At 26.3% G+C, this 18,364-nt stretch carries 17 protein-coding genes; 9 read left to right on the top strand and 8 right to left on the bottom strand.

Annotation, left to right across the window (positions count from 1 at the left end; all coding sequences use genetic code 11):
- Positions 1-260: 260 nt before the first annotated feature.
- The 6 genes from h2es_RS03225 to h2es_RS03200 all read left to right on the top strand — a co-directional run bounded on the left by h2es_RS03225 (position 261) and on the right by h2es_RS03200 (position 5,691).
- Positions 261-455, top strand: a complete 195-nt coding sequence (locus h2es_RS03225) for a hypothetical protein (RefSeq protein ID WP_154511367.1) — start codon at positions 261-263, stop codon at positions 453-455.
- Positions 456-558: 103 nt separating this feature from the next.
- Positions 559-1,644: a glycoside hydrolase family 3 protein gene (locus h2es_RS03220; protein ID WP_154511365.1), complete on the top strand. Its 1,086-nt coding sequence runs from the start codon at positions 559-561 to the stop codon at positions 1,642-1,644.
- 113 nt (positions 1,645-1,757) lie between these two features.
- Complete coding sequence (locus tag h2es_RS03215; protein WP_154511363.1) at positions 1,758-2,087, top strand: BON domain-containing protein; 330 nt, start codon at positions 1,758-1,760, stop codon at positions 2,085-2,087.
- A gap of 2 nt (positions 2,088-2,089) precedes the next feature.
- On the top strand, positions 2,090-2,566 hold the full coding sequence (locus h2es_RS03210; protein ID WP_154511361.1) for a Dps family protein: 477 nt from the start codon (positions 2,090-2,092) through the stop codon (positions 2,564-2,566).
- Between the two features lie 21 nt (positions 2,567-2,587).
- The gene (locus tag h2es_RS03205) at positions 2,588-3,991 is read left to right on the top strand and encodes a mannose-1-phosphate guanylyltransferase/mannose-6-phosphate isomerase (RefSeq protein WP_154511359.1); all 1,404 of its coding nucleotides are present in this window, start codon (positions 2,588-2,590) and stop codon (positions 3,989-3,991) included.
- A gap of 428 nt (positions 3,992-4,419) precedes the next feature.
- Positions 4,420-5,691 carry a DNA polymerase Y family protein gene (locus h2es_RS03200; RefSeq protein WP_154511357.1) on the top strand — a complete coding sequence of 424 codons (1,272 nt, stop codon included), beginning with the start codon at positions 4,420-4,422 and terminating at the stop codon, positions 5,689-5,691.
- A 24-nt stretch (positions 5,692-5,715) separates the two neighbouring features.
- On the opposite strand, the gene h2es_RS03195 is transcribed toward h2es_RS03200, so the two are convergent.
- The gene (locus h2es_RS03195; protein ID WP_154511355.1) at positions 5,716-6,780 is read right to left on the bottom strand and encodes a patatin-like phospholipase family protein; all 1,065 of its coding nucleotides are present in this window, start codon (positions 6,778-6,780) and stop codon (positions 5,716-5,718) included.
- Between the two features lie 154 nt (positions 6,781-6,934).
- Between h2es_RS03195 and h2es_RS03190 the strand changes: the two genes are divergently transcribed.
- The 3 genes from h2es_RS03190 (at position 6,935) to h2es_RS03180 (ending at position 11,328) form a co-directional block, all read left to right on the top strand.
- Positions 6,935-8,809: a type IV secretory system conjugative DNA transfer family protein gene (locus tag h2es_RS03190; RefSeq protein WP_154511353.1), complete on the top strand. Its 1,875-nt coding sequence runs from the start codon at positions 6,935-6,937 to the stop codon at positions 8,807-8,809.
- Positions 8,810-8,812: 3 nt separating this feature from the next.
- On the top strand, positions 8,813-10,216 hold the full coding sequence (locus tag h2es_RS03185) for a UDP-N-acetylmuramoyl-L-alanyl-D-glutamate--2,6-diaminopimelate ligase (RefSeq protein ID WP_154511351.1): 1,404 nt from the start codon (positions 8,813-8,815) through the stop codon (positions 10,214-10,216).
- 65 nt (positions 10,217-10,281) lie between these two features.
- Positions 10,282-11,328: a glycosyltransferase gene (locus h2es_RS03180; protein ID WP_154511349.1), complete on the top strand. Its 1,047-nt coding sequence runs from the start codon at positions 10,282-10,284 to the stop codon at positions 11,326-11,328.
- 5 nt (positions 11,329-11,333) lie between these two features.
- On the opposite strand, the gene h2es_RS03175 is transcribed toward h2es_RS03180, so the two are convergent.
- The 7 genes from h2es_RS03175 to h2es_RS03145 form a co-directional block, all read right to left on the bottom strand.
- Positions 11,334-12,773 (bottom strand): replicative DNA helicase, encoded by a 1,440-nt coding sequence (locus tag h2es_RS03175; RefSeq protein ID WP_154511347.1) that lies wholly within the window; start codon positions 12,771-12,773, stop codon positions 11,334-11,336.
- Positions 12,763-13,806 carry a uroporphyrinogen decarboxylase gene (hemE, locus tag h2es_RS03170; RefSeq protein ID WP_154511345.1) on the bottom strand — a complete coding sequence of 348 codons (1,044 nt, stop codon included), beginning with the start codon at positions 13,804-13,806 and terminating at the stop codon, positions 12,763-12,765. The genes h2es_RS03175 and hemE overlap by 11 nt, the downstream gene beginning before the upstream one ends.
- Positions 13,807-14,022: 216 nt before the next feature.
- Complete coding sequence (locus tag h2es_RS03165; protein WP_195909966.1) at positions 14,023-14,844, bottom strand: YihY/virulence factor BrkB family protein; 822 nt, start codon at positions 14,842-14,844, stop codon at positions 14,023-14,025.
- Positions 14,845-14,884: 40 nt separating this feature from the next.
- Positions 14,885-15,757: a bifunctional 5,10-methylenetetrahydrofolate dehydrogenase/5,10-methenyltetrahydrofolate cyclohydrolase gene (locus h2es_RS03160; RefSeq protein WP_154511341.1), complete on the bottom strand. Its 873-nt coding sequence runs from the start codon at positions 15,755-15,757 to the stop codon at positions 14,885-14,887.
- Positions 15,754-16,755, bottom strand: coding sequence for an NAD(P)/FAD-dependent oxidoreductase (locus tag h2es_RS03155; protein WP_326845002.1), 1,002 nt, complete (start codon positions 16,753-16,755; stop codon positions 15,754-15,756). The genes h2es_RS03160 and h2es_RS03155 overlap by 4 nt, the downstream gene beginning before the upstream one ends.
- An 83-nt stretch (positions 16,756-16,838) precedes the next feature.
- A complete protein-coding gene (locus h2es_RS03150; RefSeq protein ID WP_154511339.1) occupies positions 16,839-17,432 on the bottom strand; it encodes an ankyrin repeat domain-containing protein in 594 nt (197 codons plus the stop codon).
- Between the two features lie 68 nt (positions 17,433-17,500).
- Positions 17,501-18,364, bottom strand: a complete 864-nt coding sequence (locus tag h2es_RS03145) for a lysophospholipid acyltransferase family protein (protein ID WP_154511336.1) — start codon at positions 18,362-18,364, stop codon at positions 17,501-17,503.

Here is an 18,364-nt window from a genome sequence, read left to right as displayed (position 1 = left end):
ATGAAAAAATATTATCATATGCTGCCCAATATCCAGAACTTTTAGAAATAAAATCTTCTTAATTCAGTTATAACACTCCAATTTGCATTACAATTGAAAAAAAAAGTTATGATTTAACTGTTGAGCTAGTAAAGCTCAATCCAGGTGCTTTATCTGAGAGTTGTGGAGGATATAGTGATGATAATGCTGTTACTAATTTAATAATATGGCAAAAAAATTTAGACCTTGCTTATGAATTAGCAAAAATAAATAAAGCAACAGTGAATTCTAGGATTTTGTATTACTTCATTAAACATGAAGATATTTCAGATGAAAAAATTGTAGAATTTGCAAAGTTAAATCCTCCAGCACTTGATGAAGATGCACATTTTAAAGGTAAACCTATAGTTAGTGCTATGAAGGATAGTAAAACAGAACTTGCAGATACGCTAATAGAAGTTTTAGATGAGTATTAAAATTCTCATATAGAACATCCTGATTTGTAGATATAGATTCTACGTAGATTAATAATTATAAATATGGCATTATTGATAGCAAAGTTATAAAATATTTAATGCTATGGTGCAAGATAATGAGTTAACTCTAAAACAAAAAATAGCTGCGATGTTGATGTTTGGCTTTCGAGGGTCAAATGTTGAAAATCAAGGTGTGGTTGAGATAGTGAGTGATATAACTAAATTAGGACTAGGAGGAGTGTTATTATTTAATTATAATGTTGAGTCTCCTAACCAATTAACTTCTTTAACCAGCGCTCTCAAACAAGCAGATCCAAAAATATTAATAGCTGTAGATCAAGAAGGAGGAAAAGTTCAAAGGTTAAGTTCAAAAAATGGGTTTAGGAGTTTTGATACAGCAAAAAAAATTGCAAAAAATTATAGTCTTGAAGAAGCTTATAGCACTTACTTTGAGATGGCAAAAATACTTAAAAATTATGGTATTAATTTCAATTTTGCTCCTTGTGTTGATGTAGATACTAATCCTACTTGCAGTGTAATTGGAGGATATGAAAGAAGTTTTAGTGATAACCCAGAAACAGTAATTCATTATTCAAAACAATTTATAGATGCTCATAAAGAGCATAAAATAGTTACTACTTTAAAACATTTTCCAGGTCATGGTTATGCTAGAGGTGATACTCATCAAGGATTGGTTGATATGACTAATTCAGCAAATCCAAATATTGAATTAAAACCATATCAGGAACTATTTAAAGAATCTTCGTATATAGCAGTAATGACCGCTCATATTAAAAATTATAATTTAGATCCTGAAGGTTTACCAGCAACTATGTCTAAAGAAATAATTACAGGCTTATTAAGAGAAAAACTTGGATTTCAAGGTGTAGTTGTCACTGATGCTTTAGAAATGGGTGCAATAAAAGCACATTATAAATTAAAAGATGTAATATGCCATGCAATTAATGCTGGAAATGATATTTTAGTTTTTACTAGAAACTCTGCTGCTTCCCCTAATTCAGAAGAAAAAGATTTATGGGATACAAGTCCTGAAAAAGTTATTAATATTATTGAACTAGCAATATCAAACGGTGATATTTTAAAAGAAAGAATAGATGAGTCATACGCAAGAATAATTAAACTTCAAGAGTTAATTAATACAGAACAGATCTGTGAATATGAATTATAATATTTTTTATTCAGAATAAATACATATAAATTAAAAAAATTTTAGTCAGGGGTTTACAAATTTAATTATAATAATTACCCTTACACTATAAATTAATCTACTGAGGTAAGATTATGAATGTAAAATTTATAAATAATAAATTTACGTTATCATTTTGTTTATTATTAATATCGGTATTTTTCTTAACAGCTTGTGATATTGTTAACAAAGGGCAATTACCAAGCAAATATGTTGATGATGTAGTGCTAACAACAAAAATTAAGTCAAATATTCTTACTACAAAGGATATTAGATCAAATGATATTCATATTGAATCTTATAATAATACTGTACAAATTACAGGATTTGTTAAAGATAAAAAGACTTATAACAAAGTATATGATATTGTAAGGAATACTGAAGGAGTAAAAAAAGTAGTTAATAACTTAATCATTAGAAAATAGTAATGGGAAACAATATTTCAATAAATAAAGAAGATCTAAACAAAAATTACAATGTATTATTAAAATTATTAGCTTCTGAATATGTTTTATACCTTAACACTCTTAGTGCTCATTGGAACATTACAGGAAGCAGTTTTGCAAGCATTCATGTACTATTAGAAAAACAGTATGAATCTATTAAAAATATAATAGATGATACAGCTGAAAGAATAAGGATTTTAGGATATAAAGTGCCAGTATCTCATTCTAAATATTTGCATGATGCTGAAATTAATAATATATCGGAAAGTTTAAATTTTATAGATACTGTAAAATCTTTATGTAAATCTTATGAAGATATAATTAATTTATTACGTCAAAGTATCAAAGAAATAGAAAAAACTGATGATTTTGGAACTGAAGATTTATTGGTAAGTACATTAAAAGAGCACGAAAAAAGCTTATGGATGCTTGATAGTCATTTACAAAAATCAGCTTAAAATTATAAAATTGAGCTTTAAATGAAAATTACTCCTATAATATTAGCAGGAGGCAATGGATCGAGGTTATGGCCTCTCTCTAGAAAGAATCATCCAAAACAATTCCTTGAAATAAAAGATGGAATAAATTTTTTTCAAAATACAGTAAAAAGAGTCAGTGATAATAATATATTTAATGACCCTATTATCATTTGTGGACAAAGTCATAGATGGCAAATAGAAGATTCCTTAAAAAAAATAAATATAAATAAATATCATATTATTTTAGAGCCAACTTCTAAGAATACAGCTGCTCCAATTATTGCAGCAAGTTTATTTTTGAAAGAAGAAAATAGTAAAATCCTTATATTGCCTATAGATCATATGATAAAAAATGAAGATCGTTTTATAAATAATGTAGTTGCTGCTGTTGAGAAAGGGAATGATTTTATAGTTACATTTGGTATTAAGTTTAACAAGTGCAATCCATCGTTTGGCTATTTACAAAAAGGCCAGGTAATAGAAAATTCCAACTTAATGAAAGTATCAAAATTTGTTGAAAAACCAGAAAATATTGCTTCAGAAGCAATTACTTCAGAAGAATATCTTTTGAATACAGGAATTTTATTAACTTCTCCTAAAACTTTAATTGATGAGATAAATTTGTATGAAATAGATTTGTTAAAATATGTCAAAGAATCTCTTGATAATGCCAAAGTAAACCAGAATGTAATAGAACTTGAAAAAAGTAATTATAGTAATTGTAAAAGCATTTCTATTGACTACGCATTATTAGAAAAGAGTGAAAAATTAGCAGCTTTTCAAGCAACATTTGATTGGGCAGATATTGGATCATTTTACTCATTTGATAACTTAATTCATAAAGATGCTAATAACAATAGTGTAAAAGGTAATGGAATATTTATTGATAGCAAAAATTGCTACATAAATTCAGAAAAATTATTTACCGCGGTAATAGGCCTAAAAGATGTAAAGATTATTTCAATAAAAGATGCAGTTCTTGCTTTTCATAAAAATGATTTTGCTAAAATTCGAAATGTATATTCTCTTTTAGAAAATCAAGAAAATAGTGATTTAATAGATGGGAATATAGAATATAGGCCATGGGGGTATTACGAAAACCTAGTTATTTCAAGGGGATATAAAATCAAAAAAATAATTGTAAATCAGGGGGGCAAATTATCTTTGCAAAGTCATGACTTTAGATCCGAACAGTGGACTGTTATAAAAGGTATCGCAACTGTTACAATAGATGAAAAAGTTTTTCAATTAACTAAGCATCAATCTACTTTTATACCTGTTAAAGCTAAGCATAGATTAGAAAATTGTCATGATGAAATTTTAGAAATTATAGAAATTCAAATTGGTGAAAAATTGATAGAAAGTGATATACATAGGTATGAAGATATATATGAGAGAGTTTAAAATATATTATATTATGGTCTATTGCAAACAGCAAAAGAGGTTAAAAATTAATAAAAGATATTTGACTTGGAGTCTGTCATATAATTTGTACAACAAAGTCAAAACAAATATCTCAACAGCATGATATAAGGCAATCACAAATTTATAAAGAAACAAACAGACCTATACTTGTCTTCAAATCCTTCATAAGTACTGCCAAGACCATTACAGGAATAGAGGCATATGATTAAAAAAAGACTGCTTGCTAACAACGATAACTATAAAGTATACAACGGAAAAATAATTTGGTATTGTATTAAAATTTAAAGCACAACATTTTTTAAGTCAAAAAAACGAAGCAAAATTATCATTATTGATTTTAAGATTTAGGAATGCCTAAAACAATTAGTATTGCCTAAAAAATACGAAAACAGCTAGCTATAGTATTTATGCAACAAAGTTCATTAAATTGGTTATATCTAGATTTAAATAGTTATTTTGCCACTATAGAGCAGCAAATCAACCCATCTTACAGAAATAAACCAGTTGCGGTAGTGCCATGTGATACTGATACAACATGTGCTATAGCAGCTAGCTATGAAGCTAAATTAAAGGGAGTTACAACAGGAACTATTATTAGAAAGGCAAAAAAACTAATTCCAAATTTAATATGCATTCCTGCTAAACACCAACTATATATGGAATACCACAATAAAATATTACAAGAAATAGATAAGCATATTCATATAGATTATGTGTTATCTATAGATGAGTGTGCTTGCAAAATTACTGGAAAATATAAGGGTGAACAAGAAGCAGTTAAACTTGCAAAAAATATTAAGCATGGGATTATTAAAAATGTAGGTGAATACATAAAATGTTCAATTGGAATTGCTCCAAATAGATTCATTGCAAAAATAGCAACTGATATACAAAAACCAGATGGTTTGATAGTACTCAAAAGTGCTGATATACTACAAACCTTATGCTCCTTATCTCTAAGAGATTTACCAGGAATAGGAAAAAATATACATGCAAAATTATTGTATAATGGTATTTCTACAGTAGAAGATCTATATAAGCTTGATTCATCATCCCTTAGAAGAGCTTTCGGTAGCATTTTAGGCGAGAGGTATTGGTATATGCTAAGAGGAATAGAATTACCTGATATTGAGACAAAAAGCAAATCTATTAGTAATAGCCAAGTTCTTCATCCAAATTTGAGAAATGCTAATTCTGCAAGAATAATAGCTCATAGGTTATTGCTAAAAGCAGCAAGTAGATTAAGAAGGTTAAACTACTCTTGTAAAGCAATAATCATAAGTATAAATACAACAGATAACAAACGTTATAAAAGTAGAATTAAATTTACAAATTTATCTGATAGCATATCTCTATCAAATAAAATGCTTGGTAATTGGAATGAATTAGTAAATCAAAACAAAATTAATGTAATAAAGAAGGTATCAATAACATTAACTAATATTGATATAAAAAATTATAAATCAAGACAAGGATGCTTATTTGATGAAAATAATGATTGTCATATTTATAAAAAGAAAAAAAGAGAAAGAATTTCTAAAATTATAGATAAGCTAAACGCAAAATATGGTAAAGATACAGTATGTATAGGCGTGTTGCCTATTGATAGTAAAAAATATCATACTGGAACTAAGATCGCATTTGGAACAGTTCCAATATCACAGGATTTTAACGAGTAATATCACTAATACCATCATAGGATTTTAGTGTTTCAACGCTTCTATTGCTTTTTTAAAATCACTACTGTTATGTGTATATTTTTTAGCAATAATAGATAACTTATTAATTGTGTTTGGATTTGTATCATCTACAGAGCTTAAGTTTTTTGGTATAAGTGGGTCTAATCTAAAATAGTTAGGAAATAGTTTTTGCCCTTGTATAGCATCTGAAATTGCATCTGCATGTATGATTAAGTCTACAATATTTGGCTTTGATACAACCCATCCAGTAAAACCATAATTTAACATATTGTTTATTTTTTCTGAATCATCTAAATTCATACGCCCTGGCCCTATACTTATAATTAAAATATCGTCTTTTTTTAAATGTGGCTTTATTTCTATAAGTTCTGCTATACCTGTCATTAAAGGGTTTGCATCAAAAATTCCTCCATCTATATCATGCATTATAGAACCATCTTTTTTAACAGTAATCTTTGGAGCAAAAAATATTGGAGCAGAGGCTGTAGCACCAACTGCATCTCTTAAATAGTAATCTAAATTTGGATCTTTTTGTGCTTTAAAGGTAGACCAAATATTTGGTTTGCCAGTATTTAAGCTGAATGAAAGAAGTGTTATTGGCTTTAAAGTATTAGTTAAAGTATTATTTTTAAATTCATCTAAAAATATTTTATCCATAATTTTTCTATCATAAATTGGAGAAAAAATTCCAAATGAATACCAATCTCTATCAAAAATTATATTCATATATTTTTTATAAATTTTTGCAACTTCTGTCACGTTATAAATTGGATTACCATTATCATCTTTTAAATTCAATAATGAAGCTATTATGCCTCCTGCAGAACTTCCAACAAAATAATCAAAAACTTCGCTAATTGGTTTGCTCAATTGTTTTTCTAATGCACATAATATTTCTAGAGATACAACTCCATTAATCCCTCCACTATCAATACTTAAAATTTTGTATTTAAAATTTTTCTGTGAATTGGTAACATTTAATGATTCATCTGCATAGGATAAATTATTATTAGCTAATATAAGTAAGATAATAACTAAGATAAGTAGTTTTTGTTTTATTTTGACCATATTAAAAAATAGATTATACTTTATTATTAATTATTATTTCAAAATTGGAACTAAAATTTTATTTTTAGCAATGAAAATTTTATAAGAACTTGGTATTCAAATAAATTTGTTATATGCTTTTATTAAATAATATATTTGAAAGTGAATACTTACAATGAATGATTTTAGCAATGCTTTCAGAAACTTCGTTTTAGCAACTTTACTGGGCTTATTTTTATTTATTCTTAGCTTATATTTTTCATCTCTTATTGTAACTTATGCAGTATATAAACAATTAAGTCTAGACTTTGCTTTGTCAACTCAACCTTTCAATGCATTATATGGTTTAATAATATTTTGGATCAACAATTTCCAGGCTATTAACTTAGAATATGATGATTACCTTATTGCTAAAATTACTGGTTCAATATTAATTCCAATGTTCATAATAGGTTTTTTAACATGGAAGTATAAATCAGCAATTTATGAATTAAGACCATACAGGAAAAAGGAATCTGTACATGGTGATGCAAGGTGGGCTACAGAAGAAGATATAAAAAAGGCTAATCTTAGAGTTAAAAAAGGAATGCTGCTTGGAGAAGATAAAAAAGGTTATTTAGTTGCAGATGGCTATCAACATACATTGCTTTTTGCTCCAACAGGTTCTGGTAAAGGTGTAGGTTTTGTAATACCTAATTTGCTTTATTGGGAAAATTCTGTTGTTGTTCATGATATAAAATTGGAAAACTATGAGCTAACATCTGGTTGGAGGTCAAAAAAGGGACAAGAAGTTTTTGTGTGGAGTCCTGCTGATCCTGATGGTAATACTCACTGTTATAATCCTATTGATTGGGTTAGTAGTAAGCCAGGGCAAATGGTAGATGATGTCCAAAAAATTGCTAGCCTTATAATGCCAGAGAAAGAATTTTGGAATAATGAGGCTCGTTCATTATTTGTTGGTGTAGTTTTATATTTAATAGCTGATAAAAATAAGATCAAATCATTTGGGGAAGTTGTGAGAACCATGAGAAGTGATGATGTAGTATATAATTTAGCTGTGGTTCTTGACACTATGGGAAATGAAATACATCCAGTTGCATATATGAATATTGCTGCATTTCTTCAAAAAGCTGATAAAGAGAGATCTGGTGTAATTTCAACTATGAACTCTAATTTAGAGCTTTGGTCAAACCCATTGATTGATACTGCAACAGCTTCTAGTGACTTTAACGTATTAGAATTTAAGAAAAAGCTTACAACGGTTTATGTTGGATTAACTCCAGATAACTTAAAAAGACTACAGCCACTCATGCAAGTATTTTATCAGCAAGCAACTGAGTTCTTATCAAGAAAGTTACCTAGTGATGATGAGCCATATGGTGTTATGTTTATGATGGATGAGTTCCCTACACTTGGTAAAATGGAGCAATTTATGACAGGTATTGCTTATTTTCGTGGTTATCATGTAAGATTGTTCTTAATTATTCAAGATACTCAGCAGCTTAAGGGGATATATGAAGAGCATGGTATGAATTCATTTTTATCAAATTCAACTTATAGGATTACTTTTGCTGCAAATAACTATGAAACTGCCAATTTGATATCTCAATTATGTGGTAATAAAACAGTTGAACAAGTATCTCAGAATAAGCCTAAATTCTTAGATTTTAATCCTGCTTCAAGATCTCTTAGTGTTTCTAATACTCAAAGAGCCTTATTGCTTCCGCAAGAAGTTATTAATTTACCGCGTGATGAGCAAATCTTATTGATTGAGTCTAGTCCACCAATAAAATCTAATAAGATTAAATATTACCAGGATAGCTTTTTTAAAAAAAGACTATTACCTCCAATACCAATACCTCAACAGGAGCCATTTGATATGGAAAAGTTAAGAGCTGGTTTTGCAAGTAATAAAGATAAAGGTGAACAAAAAAATGTTGATGCTCAGGCTAGTAATAATAATGCACAACCTCAAAAGGTTTTAACTGACGATAAAAAAACACATACTGAAGACACTAGTGATAAGATAGAAGATGAGGTTTTTAATTAATTGATGAATTTTCAGGAAATTGCAAAATCAATTAAAGGTATTGAAGATAACTCTATTAATATAAAAAAGGATTATGTATTTTTTGCTTTAAATGGTGAAAAAACCCATGGAGCAAAATTTATTAATGATGCCATTAAGAATGGAGCAAAATTTGTTATAACTGATAAAAAATATACAAAAAAATTAAATAATAATGATGTAAAAATTTTGCAAGTAGATAATCCCAGAAAGTATTTAAGTAAGCTTTTATCAATTTTTTACAGAGAAAAACCAGAAGATATAGTAGCTGTAACTGGTACAAATGGAAAAACTTCTGTAGTGAATTTCTATCAACAGATTTGTGATTTATTAAAATTTAAAAGTGCTTCTATAGGTACATTAGGGCTTATTAATTCTAATAAAGAATATAAATTTAAAGAAAATCTTAGCCTTACATCTCCAATGCATATTCAATTACATAAGCTATTAAAAGAACTATACAATAATAATATTACTCATGTTGCAATAGAAGCATCTAGTCATGGAATAATTCAACATAGGTTGGATAATATTGCTTTTAAAGCTGTTGGTTTTACTAATTTTTCGCAAGATCATCTTGATTATCATTTTACTTTAGAAGCATATTTTAATGCTAAACTCAGAATTTTTAATGAAATTCTTCAAGAAGGTAAATATGCTGTTTTAAATGCAGATATAAATGAATTTGATACAATTCATAAAGTTTGTAAGCAAAGAAATATCAAAGTTATTGAGTATGGTAAAAAAGCTAGAGATTTAGAAATATTATCAAGTAAAGATGGCCGTTGGGAAGTTAAAATTTTTGGAGAAAGATATTTTCTTGAGACAAAAATTAAAGGAACTTTCCAGTTATATAATATTTTATGTGCAGTAGGGCTTGCTATAGCATGTAATTTACCCATTGATAAAATTATTCATAATATAAGTAATATTAAACCTGCAAGAGGTAGGTTAGAATTAGTCAGTAATTATAATGGTTCTCAAATTTACGTTGATTACGCACATACACCTGATTCACTTAAAACAGTCCTGCAAACTTTAAGAAGTATATGTACAGGTAAACTTCATGTGCTATTTGGTTGTGGTGGGCAACGAGATACTAGTAAGAGATTTTTAATGGGAAGTATTGCAAAAAAATTGGCAGACTATGTTATTATTACAGATGATAATCCTAGAGAAGAAGATCCTAGTTTGATAAGAAAGCAAATTTTAAAAGCATGTCCAAAAGCAAAAGAAATTGATGGTAGAGAAAAGGCCATAAAATATGCAATAGGCAATCTGAAAAAGAATGATATTTTACTTATAGCTGGTAAAGGGCATGAAGATTACCAAATTATAGGAAAGAAAAAAATACATTTTAGTGACTTTGAACAAGTTAAAAAATGTTAATATTTATTATTAAAAATTAAGTGAAAGTTTATAGATCAGAATTTAAAAACAAAACTAAGGTTTTAATGTCAGTCTCTGGTATGGGATTTGGTGGTACAAAACAAGTGTTTTTAAATTATATCAATATCATTGAAAAAATGGGATGTGACTTGACTTTGCTTGTTAGAAAAAATTCTGCAACTCACAAAAAACTAATTGAAGGATTTCCACACCTTATTAATAAAATTATATTTATAAAGTACTTTAGAATTGACTTACCTTTTTTTAGAAACATTGCCATTTCAGAGTATAAAAAAATATATAATAAACATAAACCTGATATAATAATTTGCCATAAAAGTATAGATGTATATTTTAGTAAAATAAGTCAAATTCCCTCAAAAATTATTGGTATTGCACATGGTTTTATATCAAAAAAATTTATGTATTATATCAAAAATGCTGATACAATTATTGCTGTATCTAAAACTGTATCCAACTATCTAAAAGTTTATTTACCTAAAAGTAGAATTGAACTTTTATATAATTTTATTCCTATATCAAGTAATACTAAAAAGAAAAATAATATTATACCTCTAATTGGTACAATGTGCGTATTTAGAAGAAAAAAAAATATTCCAATGCTGATTAAAGCTGCATATTTATTAAAAAGAAGAGGTATAAAATTTAACTTAATTATTGCAGGTGGAGGACGTCAAAGAATAAATATTTTTTTTCATATTTTACTATATGGTCTAACTAAAGAAGTTAAATTAAAAGGCTGGATTAAAAATAAAAAAGAATTTTTTTCAGGTATTGATATTTTTGCAGTAACTTCAAATACAGAGAGTTTTAATGTAAGTATAATTGAGTCAATGTCTTATGGAGTGCCTGTTATATCTACAAAATGTGGCGGTCCAAATGAAATAATTGAGAATGAAAATATTGGCTTATTAACAAATATTGGTGACGCACTAAAGTTTTCTTATGGATTAGAAAAACTTTTATGTGATGAAAAATATAGGGAAAATCTATCTAATAATGCAAGATTACATGTAGTTAAAAATTATTCTGAAGAATATGCTATTAAATGCCTTGAATCAATTTTTATTAATATTGATAAATTTAAGTAGTTTAATTAGTTCCCTAAATTATCAAATGCTGTTGTTTTATTATCATACCTTAAGCTAAAATTACCAACAGGCCCATTTCTTTGTTTTGCAATAATAATTTCCGCTATATTTTCTACTTTTTCCATTTTTTCTTGCCACTCTAGTAATTTTTTTTCGTCTGTTGCAGGAATTTTTCTACTTAAATAATATTCCTCTCTATAAATAAACATTACTATATCAGCGTCTTGTTCTATGTTTCCACTTTCTCTTAAATCAGATAAAAGCGGCCTTTTATCCTCTCTTGATTCAACAGCTCTAGATAACTGAGATGCAGTTATAACTGGAATATCTAATTCCTTAGCAATTGCTTTCAATCCTTGAGATATTTCTGCTATTTCTTGCACCCTATTTTCTTTATTTCTACTTGTACTACTTATTAGTTGCAAATAATCAATTACTATCATTCCTATATTATGCTGTCTTTTCATCCTTCTTGCCTTTGTCCTAATTGCAGATATTGTTAGTGCTGGTGTATCATCTATAATTATTGGTATTTCCTCCAAATTAGAAATTTGTTCTGAGAGATTTTTAAATTCTTGTTTATTTACTTTTCCTACTCTAATTTTTGAGCCATCTATTTTTGTTTCCATTGCAAGTATTCTAGATGCTAATTGTTCAGCTGACATTTCTAAAGAAAAAAAACTTATAGATTTTTTAACTTTGCTTTTACCTTCTTTATACTCTTTTAAGAATGTTTTTGCTGCTCTTAACGTAATATTTACAGCTAGAGCTGTCTTTCCCATAGAAGGTCTTCCTGCTATTATTATAAGATCTGAATTCTGAAGTCCTCCTGTATATTTATTTAATTCTATATAACCTGTATCACATCCACTTATTTCCTTATTGCTCTTCAAAGATTTTTCTATTCTTTCTAATGCACCTTTTACTGATTCTTTTATGCTGTAAATTTTATTATCATAATTTCCACTACTTGCTAAAGTGTACAATTCATGTTCCAGATTTTCAATTAAATTTCCTGCTTCTTCATCTACTTTTTCCTCCTTTGCTTTTATTATATAATCTTCACCTAAATCTATTATCTTCCTCCTTAAATATGTATCATATATATTTTTTGCTAATGTTTTTATATCTGTATTTAATTGAGCTGATTCCACTAATTTTAATAGATAATCATAACTATTTATTTGTGCTTCTTTAAATATTTCTTCTTTTAAGAAATAATTTTTTAATGTTATTGGATCTGACACTAGTCCTTTATTCATTAATATATTTATTCCTTCATATATTTTAGAATGTAATGGTAAATAAAAGTGTTCCTTCTTAATAATATCTCCTATTTTATTCATGTTTTCGTTATTATTTAATAATAACCCTAATAGATTCTGTTCTGCTTCTGTATTATGTGGTCTGAATACTTTAATAACGTTTTCTTTTTTATCTATCATATGACTTTACTATATTTATTAATTCCTCTACTTTTTCTACTTTCGCTTCTGGTAAAATGCCATGACCTAAATTAAATATAAATCTCCCTTTAGAAAAAGTATCTAAAATTTTAATCACTTTATTTTTTAATTCATTAGTTTCACTACAAAGTATTACATTATCTAAATTTCCTTGTATTACTGCATATTTTTGTAATTCTTCTCTTGCCCACTCCATAGGAATTGTATGATCTATTGCTATTATATCAGGATTTACCTTATCTATAAATTTCTTATACTTAACTCCTGCACCTCTTGGAAAAGTATTCACTATTATTTCTCTTTTATATTTTCTTATTTCATTAACTATATCTATTGTTGGTTTTATAACTAAATCATCAAATTCTTCTTCTGCTAATATTCCTGCCCAAGAATCAAATAACTTTATAACTTCTACTCCACTATCTATCTGTCCTTTTAAATAATTAATAGTTTCTATCTTTATTATATTAATTATATTTAAAAACCTTTCCTTATTATTAAAATAATATTTTTTTACTTCATTAAAATCTTTTGATCCCTTTCCTTGTATTATGTAACTAGCTACAGTAAAAGGAGATCCTGCAAATCCTATTATTGCTTTATCCTTATAATTTTTATTTATCTCTTTATTTACTTTATTTATTCCTTCATAAACTTTATTATATATACTTATATCTCTTTTTATTTCCTCTAATTTGTTAATTCTTTTATTAGTATCTTGTTCTAAAAAAACAGGTCCCGAGTTTTTTATAAATTCCAAACTTAATCCCATAGCATAAGGAACTATAAGAATATCTGAGAAAATTATTGCCGCATCTATATTGAATCTTTTTAAAGGTTGTATAGTAACCTCTTTCATAGAGTCACTATTCAAACACATATCTAAAAAAGAATTATGTTTATTTTTTACATTCCTATATTCTTTTAAATACCTACCTGCTTGTCTCATAAACCATATAGGTATAGATTTATTTAATTTATTATGTACTTCTTCTATAAAAATCTTTTTCATAAATAATATAATTTATTTTTTAGTATTTATAATATTAGTTTGTTAGTTTAGGTAGTTTAACACTAACTAACATTTATTTCTATTAAGTATGGCATAAAATAACCTATTAAGATAATTAAGGAGTTATAAACAATTTAATAAAATTATTTAAATAACTTTAGTAAAAGTTTATAAGTAATTTATTAACATTAAAATAACATTATTATTAACAATTTTTTATTTTTTAGTATTATAGTAATTATAATTAAATTCTGCGCCAAATATAAATATAATACTACAAAAATAAAAATATAATAAAGCAATAATTACACCCACTATACTTCCATATATTACATTTAACTGTGAAAAAGTTGATATATAATACTTGAATATCTGAGTAAACCAATTCCAAAATATTAGAACTAAAAATATGCCAGGTAAAGTATTAGAGAATTTTTGTTTTTTATTTGGTAAAAAATAGTAAAGAAAATATAATAAGAAAAATCCATAGCATAGTATTATTATATCTCTTAATAATTTAGTTTCTTGTTCAAAAGAAATATAGTAGTAATAATTAGTTATATTAAATCTGATAGCAATATCAGAAATTAAAGAAGGAAATATTCCAAAAAAGAACATAATTAATATGGTAAAAAATATTATTACAATAAATTCTACTATACTTATAAACCTTCTAAATAAATAAGAAGGAGGCTTAAAAATCCTATTAGATTTATTTAAAATAGTTCTTATAGCCTCAAATATTGAAGAAGCAGTCCAAATTGCACTAAAAACTGCAAGTGTTAATAAACTATGTGGAGGAGTTTTTGTTATTTCAGTAATAGTAGGCTTTAAAAAATAAATTAAATTTTCAAATGTCATATTAGCACTATTAGCTATAGAGTTGATAATTTGTTCAGATAAATTTATAGGTATAATGAAGGTAATTATAGCCATAAGAAAGAACAAAAACGGAAATATAGATAGCATTAATAAAAAAGATAAATATCCAGCATGTTCTATTCCATCATGATCTACAGTATCTTTAATAGATTTCACAAAGCATCTAAAAAATTTTTTTATAAATTTAAAGAATATATTAAAAAAATATTTCATCTCTAACTAAATTGTTTTGAATATAGAATAATCTTAATGTATTTAACATTAAATTTGCAACAGTAAGTGGACCAATTCCACCAGGAACTGGAGTTATAAATGATGCCTTGTTTTTAACATTATCAAAATCTACATCTCCTATAAGTTTATTATTTACTCTATTAATTCCCACATCTACTACAAATGCATTATCTTTTACCCAACTTTCTTTTACTAAATTGGGTACACCAGCTGCAGATATTAGTATATCTGCATTTTTACATTCGTTTTTAATGTTTTTGGTTTTTGAATGAGTGACTGTGACAGTACAGTTTTCTTTAATTAATATAGATGACATAGGACGTCCTACGATTATAGATCTACCTATTATTACTGCTTTCTTACCAGATAGATCTTTAATATATTTCTTTAAAATATATAATATACCTTGAGGTGTACAAGGTATAATTTCTGATTTCCAATGATTTAATAATCCTGTATTTAAAATTCCAAAACCATCAACATCTTTTTTATAATCAATAGATTTAAATACAATATATTCATTTAAATTATTGCATAAGGGTAATTGTACTAATATGCCTGTAATACTAATATCATTGTTTAAGGAAATAATTAGATTATGTAATTCATCATTAGTTATTTCTTTATATATATTTATCAATTTTGTATTTATTCCAACTTTTTTTGCGGCTTTTAGTTTGGCTTTTACATAAATTTCGCTAGCAGGATTGTCTCCAACTAAAACAGTTGCAATTTTTGGTATAAGATTAGTTTGATTAAATTTTTCATTAACTTTATTTTTAACTAACTTAAGTATGTTTTCGGCAAGCAATTTACCATCAATTATATTAGTCATTTATTTTTTGGTATACCTTTTGTAGTAGAATGCTCAAAATGTAAAGCTTTATTTGGATTTATATAACTATAAATGCTATGACAAGCTCTAGCTGATTCAGCAAATCCAGTAAGAATTAGTTTTAATTTTCCAGGATAATTACAAATATCACCAACAGCATAAATTCCTTTTAAATTTGTTTCCATAGTTGCAGGATTAACTTCAATATGATTATTTTTAATGTTTAAATTCCAATTATTAAGAGGTCCTATATTCATAGACATACCAAAAAAGGGAAGTAAATAATCTGATTTAATAGTTTTTGTATTATTATCTAAATTTATTACTTCAATACTTTCTAAAACACTATTTTTACCTGTTATTTTATGTAATTGATATGGTGTAACAAGTTCAAGATTACCATTTTTAGATAAATTTTTTATTTCCTCAACTGTTTTAGGAGCTGCTCTAAAATTATTTCTTCTGTGTATTATATAAACCTTTTTTGCAAAATTTTTTGCTAATATTACTGCCCAATCTAATGCTGAATCTCCACCTCCTGCGATAGTAACAATTTTATCTTTATATATATTTGTATTACTTATATGATAAAAAACACTTTTGTTTTCGAAAGATTCAATATTATTTAAAGGAGGTTTTCTAACTTCGAATGTTCCAGCACCGGCTGCTATAATAATTGATTTAGTTTTAATAATATTTTTTTCTGTTTTAATTTTCCAATAATTATCTTTATTAATAATGTCAGTACATGTTTGATTTAAATATTTTTTTGAATTAAACACATTTGCTTGTTTAGAAAGATTATCTATTAAATTTTTTGCTGTTATAGAACTAAATCCAGCTATATCATATATAGGTTTTTCAGGATATAAAGCACTACATTGGCCACCCATAAAATTTAATGAATCTATAATACACGTCCTCAAGCCAAGCATACCTGCTTGAAAAATAGAAAATACTCCTACTGGACCTGCTCCAATTATTGATATATCGTATATAGTAAGCTCTTTAAATAATTTTATTATGTTTATAAATAATATAATTGATTTAATTGTTCAATAATATTAATAGTAATTGTACGTTATATTTTTATAATATTACTAGTTTGTTTATTTAATAAGTCAATTATATCTAATTTTTTATCTTCTAAAGATATGTCATAAGCTGACTTATTATATATATCCTTTTCAAAGGGATTGACGTTATTATCAAGAAGTATTTTTATAGTATTTAATAAGTTTTTGCCTAAAGATGGATAATGAAAATCAACTACTCTTCTTATAATATTTTGCCCTAATTTATTTTTTAAATGTAGGTCGCACTTATGTTTTATTAGAAATTTTAATACTATATTATTTCCTATTTCAGCTGCTCCAAATGCAGCATTTGATCCTTCTACTGATTTTACATTAATATCTGGTTTATAATTGTATATCCAAAATTTCATTAAATTAAATGCTTTTACTAAATAATGGATGGGTGCTCTTCCATATAGATCTTTACCATTAATATTTCCTCCAAAATTTTTTAAAAGAAAATTATCTCCAAATTCTTTTATTATAAAATTAAATATGTTTTCATCTTCGAATTCTGAAATAAATAGAAAAATGTTACAATGATAAATTTGAGCCTTTCGTTTTAAATCGTTATATTTAAATTTATTTATAGTATCCATATTTAGTAAATAAATTATTTATATATACTATAAGTTGTAAACTAAAAATTTTTTAAAACAAGTATTTTTTATTTTTTCCACCTGTTGTGAAACCAAAACCATTGTTCAGGGTGTTGCTTAATCCACTTTTCTAGTATTTGATTAATTTTCCTCATTATAGTATGTTTTGTGTCTGAGGTGTTAATGTCTAATGGTTTACAAAACGTAGCTTTATATTTAACTTCTCCTACTTTTACTATATATGCTGCAATTATAGGTATATTGTACTTTAATGCTATATTAGCCGGAAGTGCAGTAGTCATAGCATTTTTATTAAAAAATTTAACATTAATCCCATCACTAATTTTTTGATCAATCATTATTCCCACAATTTCATTATTATTAATTGCTTTTAGAATCATTTTAACGCCAAATGTGCCTTTTGGAATCAAATTTATATTATTTTCACTACGTATTTTGTTTATTAATTTATTTATGTAAGGGTTATTAGATGGTCTATATACAAGGTTAAGCTTTGTATTATATTCCTTTGCTATTCTTCCTATAAGTTCCCAATTACCTATGTGCCCTGACACTATTATTGCTTTTGATCTAGGAAAATATTTTTTATTTGTAATAGTAACTCTACTAAAAAATTCAATCTTATTCATTAAATTCCAATGTGGTAATTCTCCAATTATAGATCCAAAATGTTTCCAAGTATTCTTTATAATTCTTTCTCTACAATTTAAAGTTGTATTGGGTAGGCACATTTTAATATTTTGTTTTGCCACATTATTTTCTTTAAAAAACTTACTTAATAATATTACTAAATTGCCAGCTACTTTAGATGCTAATTCTATTTTTAATATTCTAAAAATATAATAAAAAAAATAGACTATAAGTGCTTCAATTAAATATAGAATCCTTTTTATATGATAATGTAGTTTCAT

It is taken from the genome of Rickettsiales endosymbiont of Trichoplax sp. H2, assembly GCF_009690945.1.
GTDB lineage: Bacteria > Pseudomonadota > Alphaproteobacteria > Rickettsiales > Midichloriaceae > Aquirickettsia > Aquirickettsia rohweri.
This window is presented reverse-complemented; position numbering and strand designations above follow the sequence as displayed.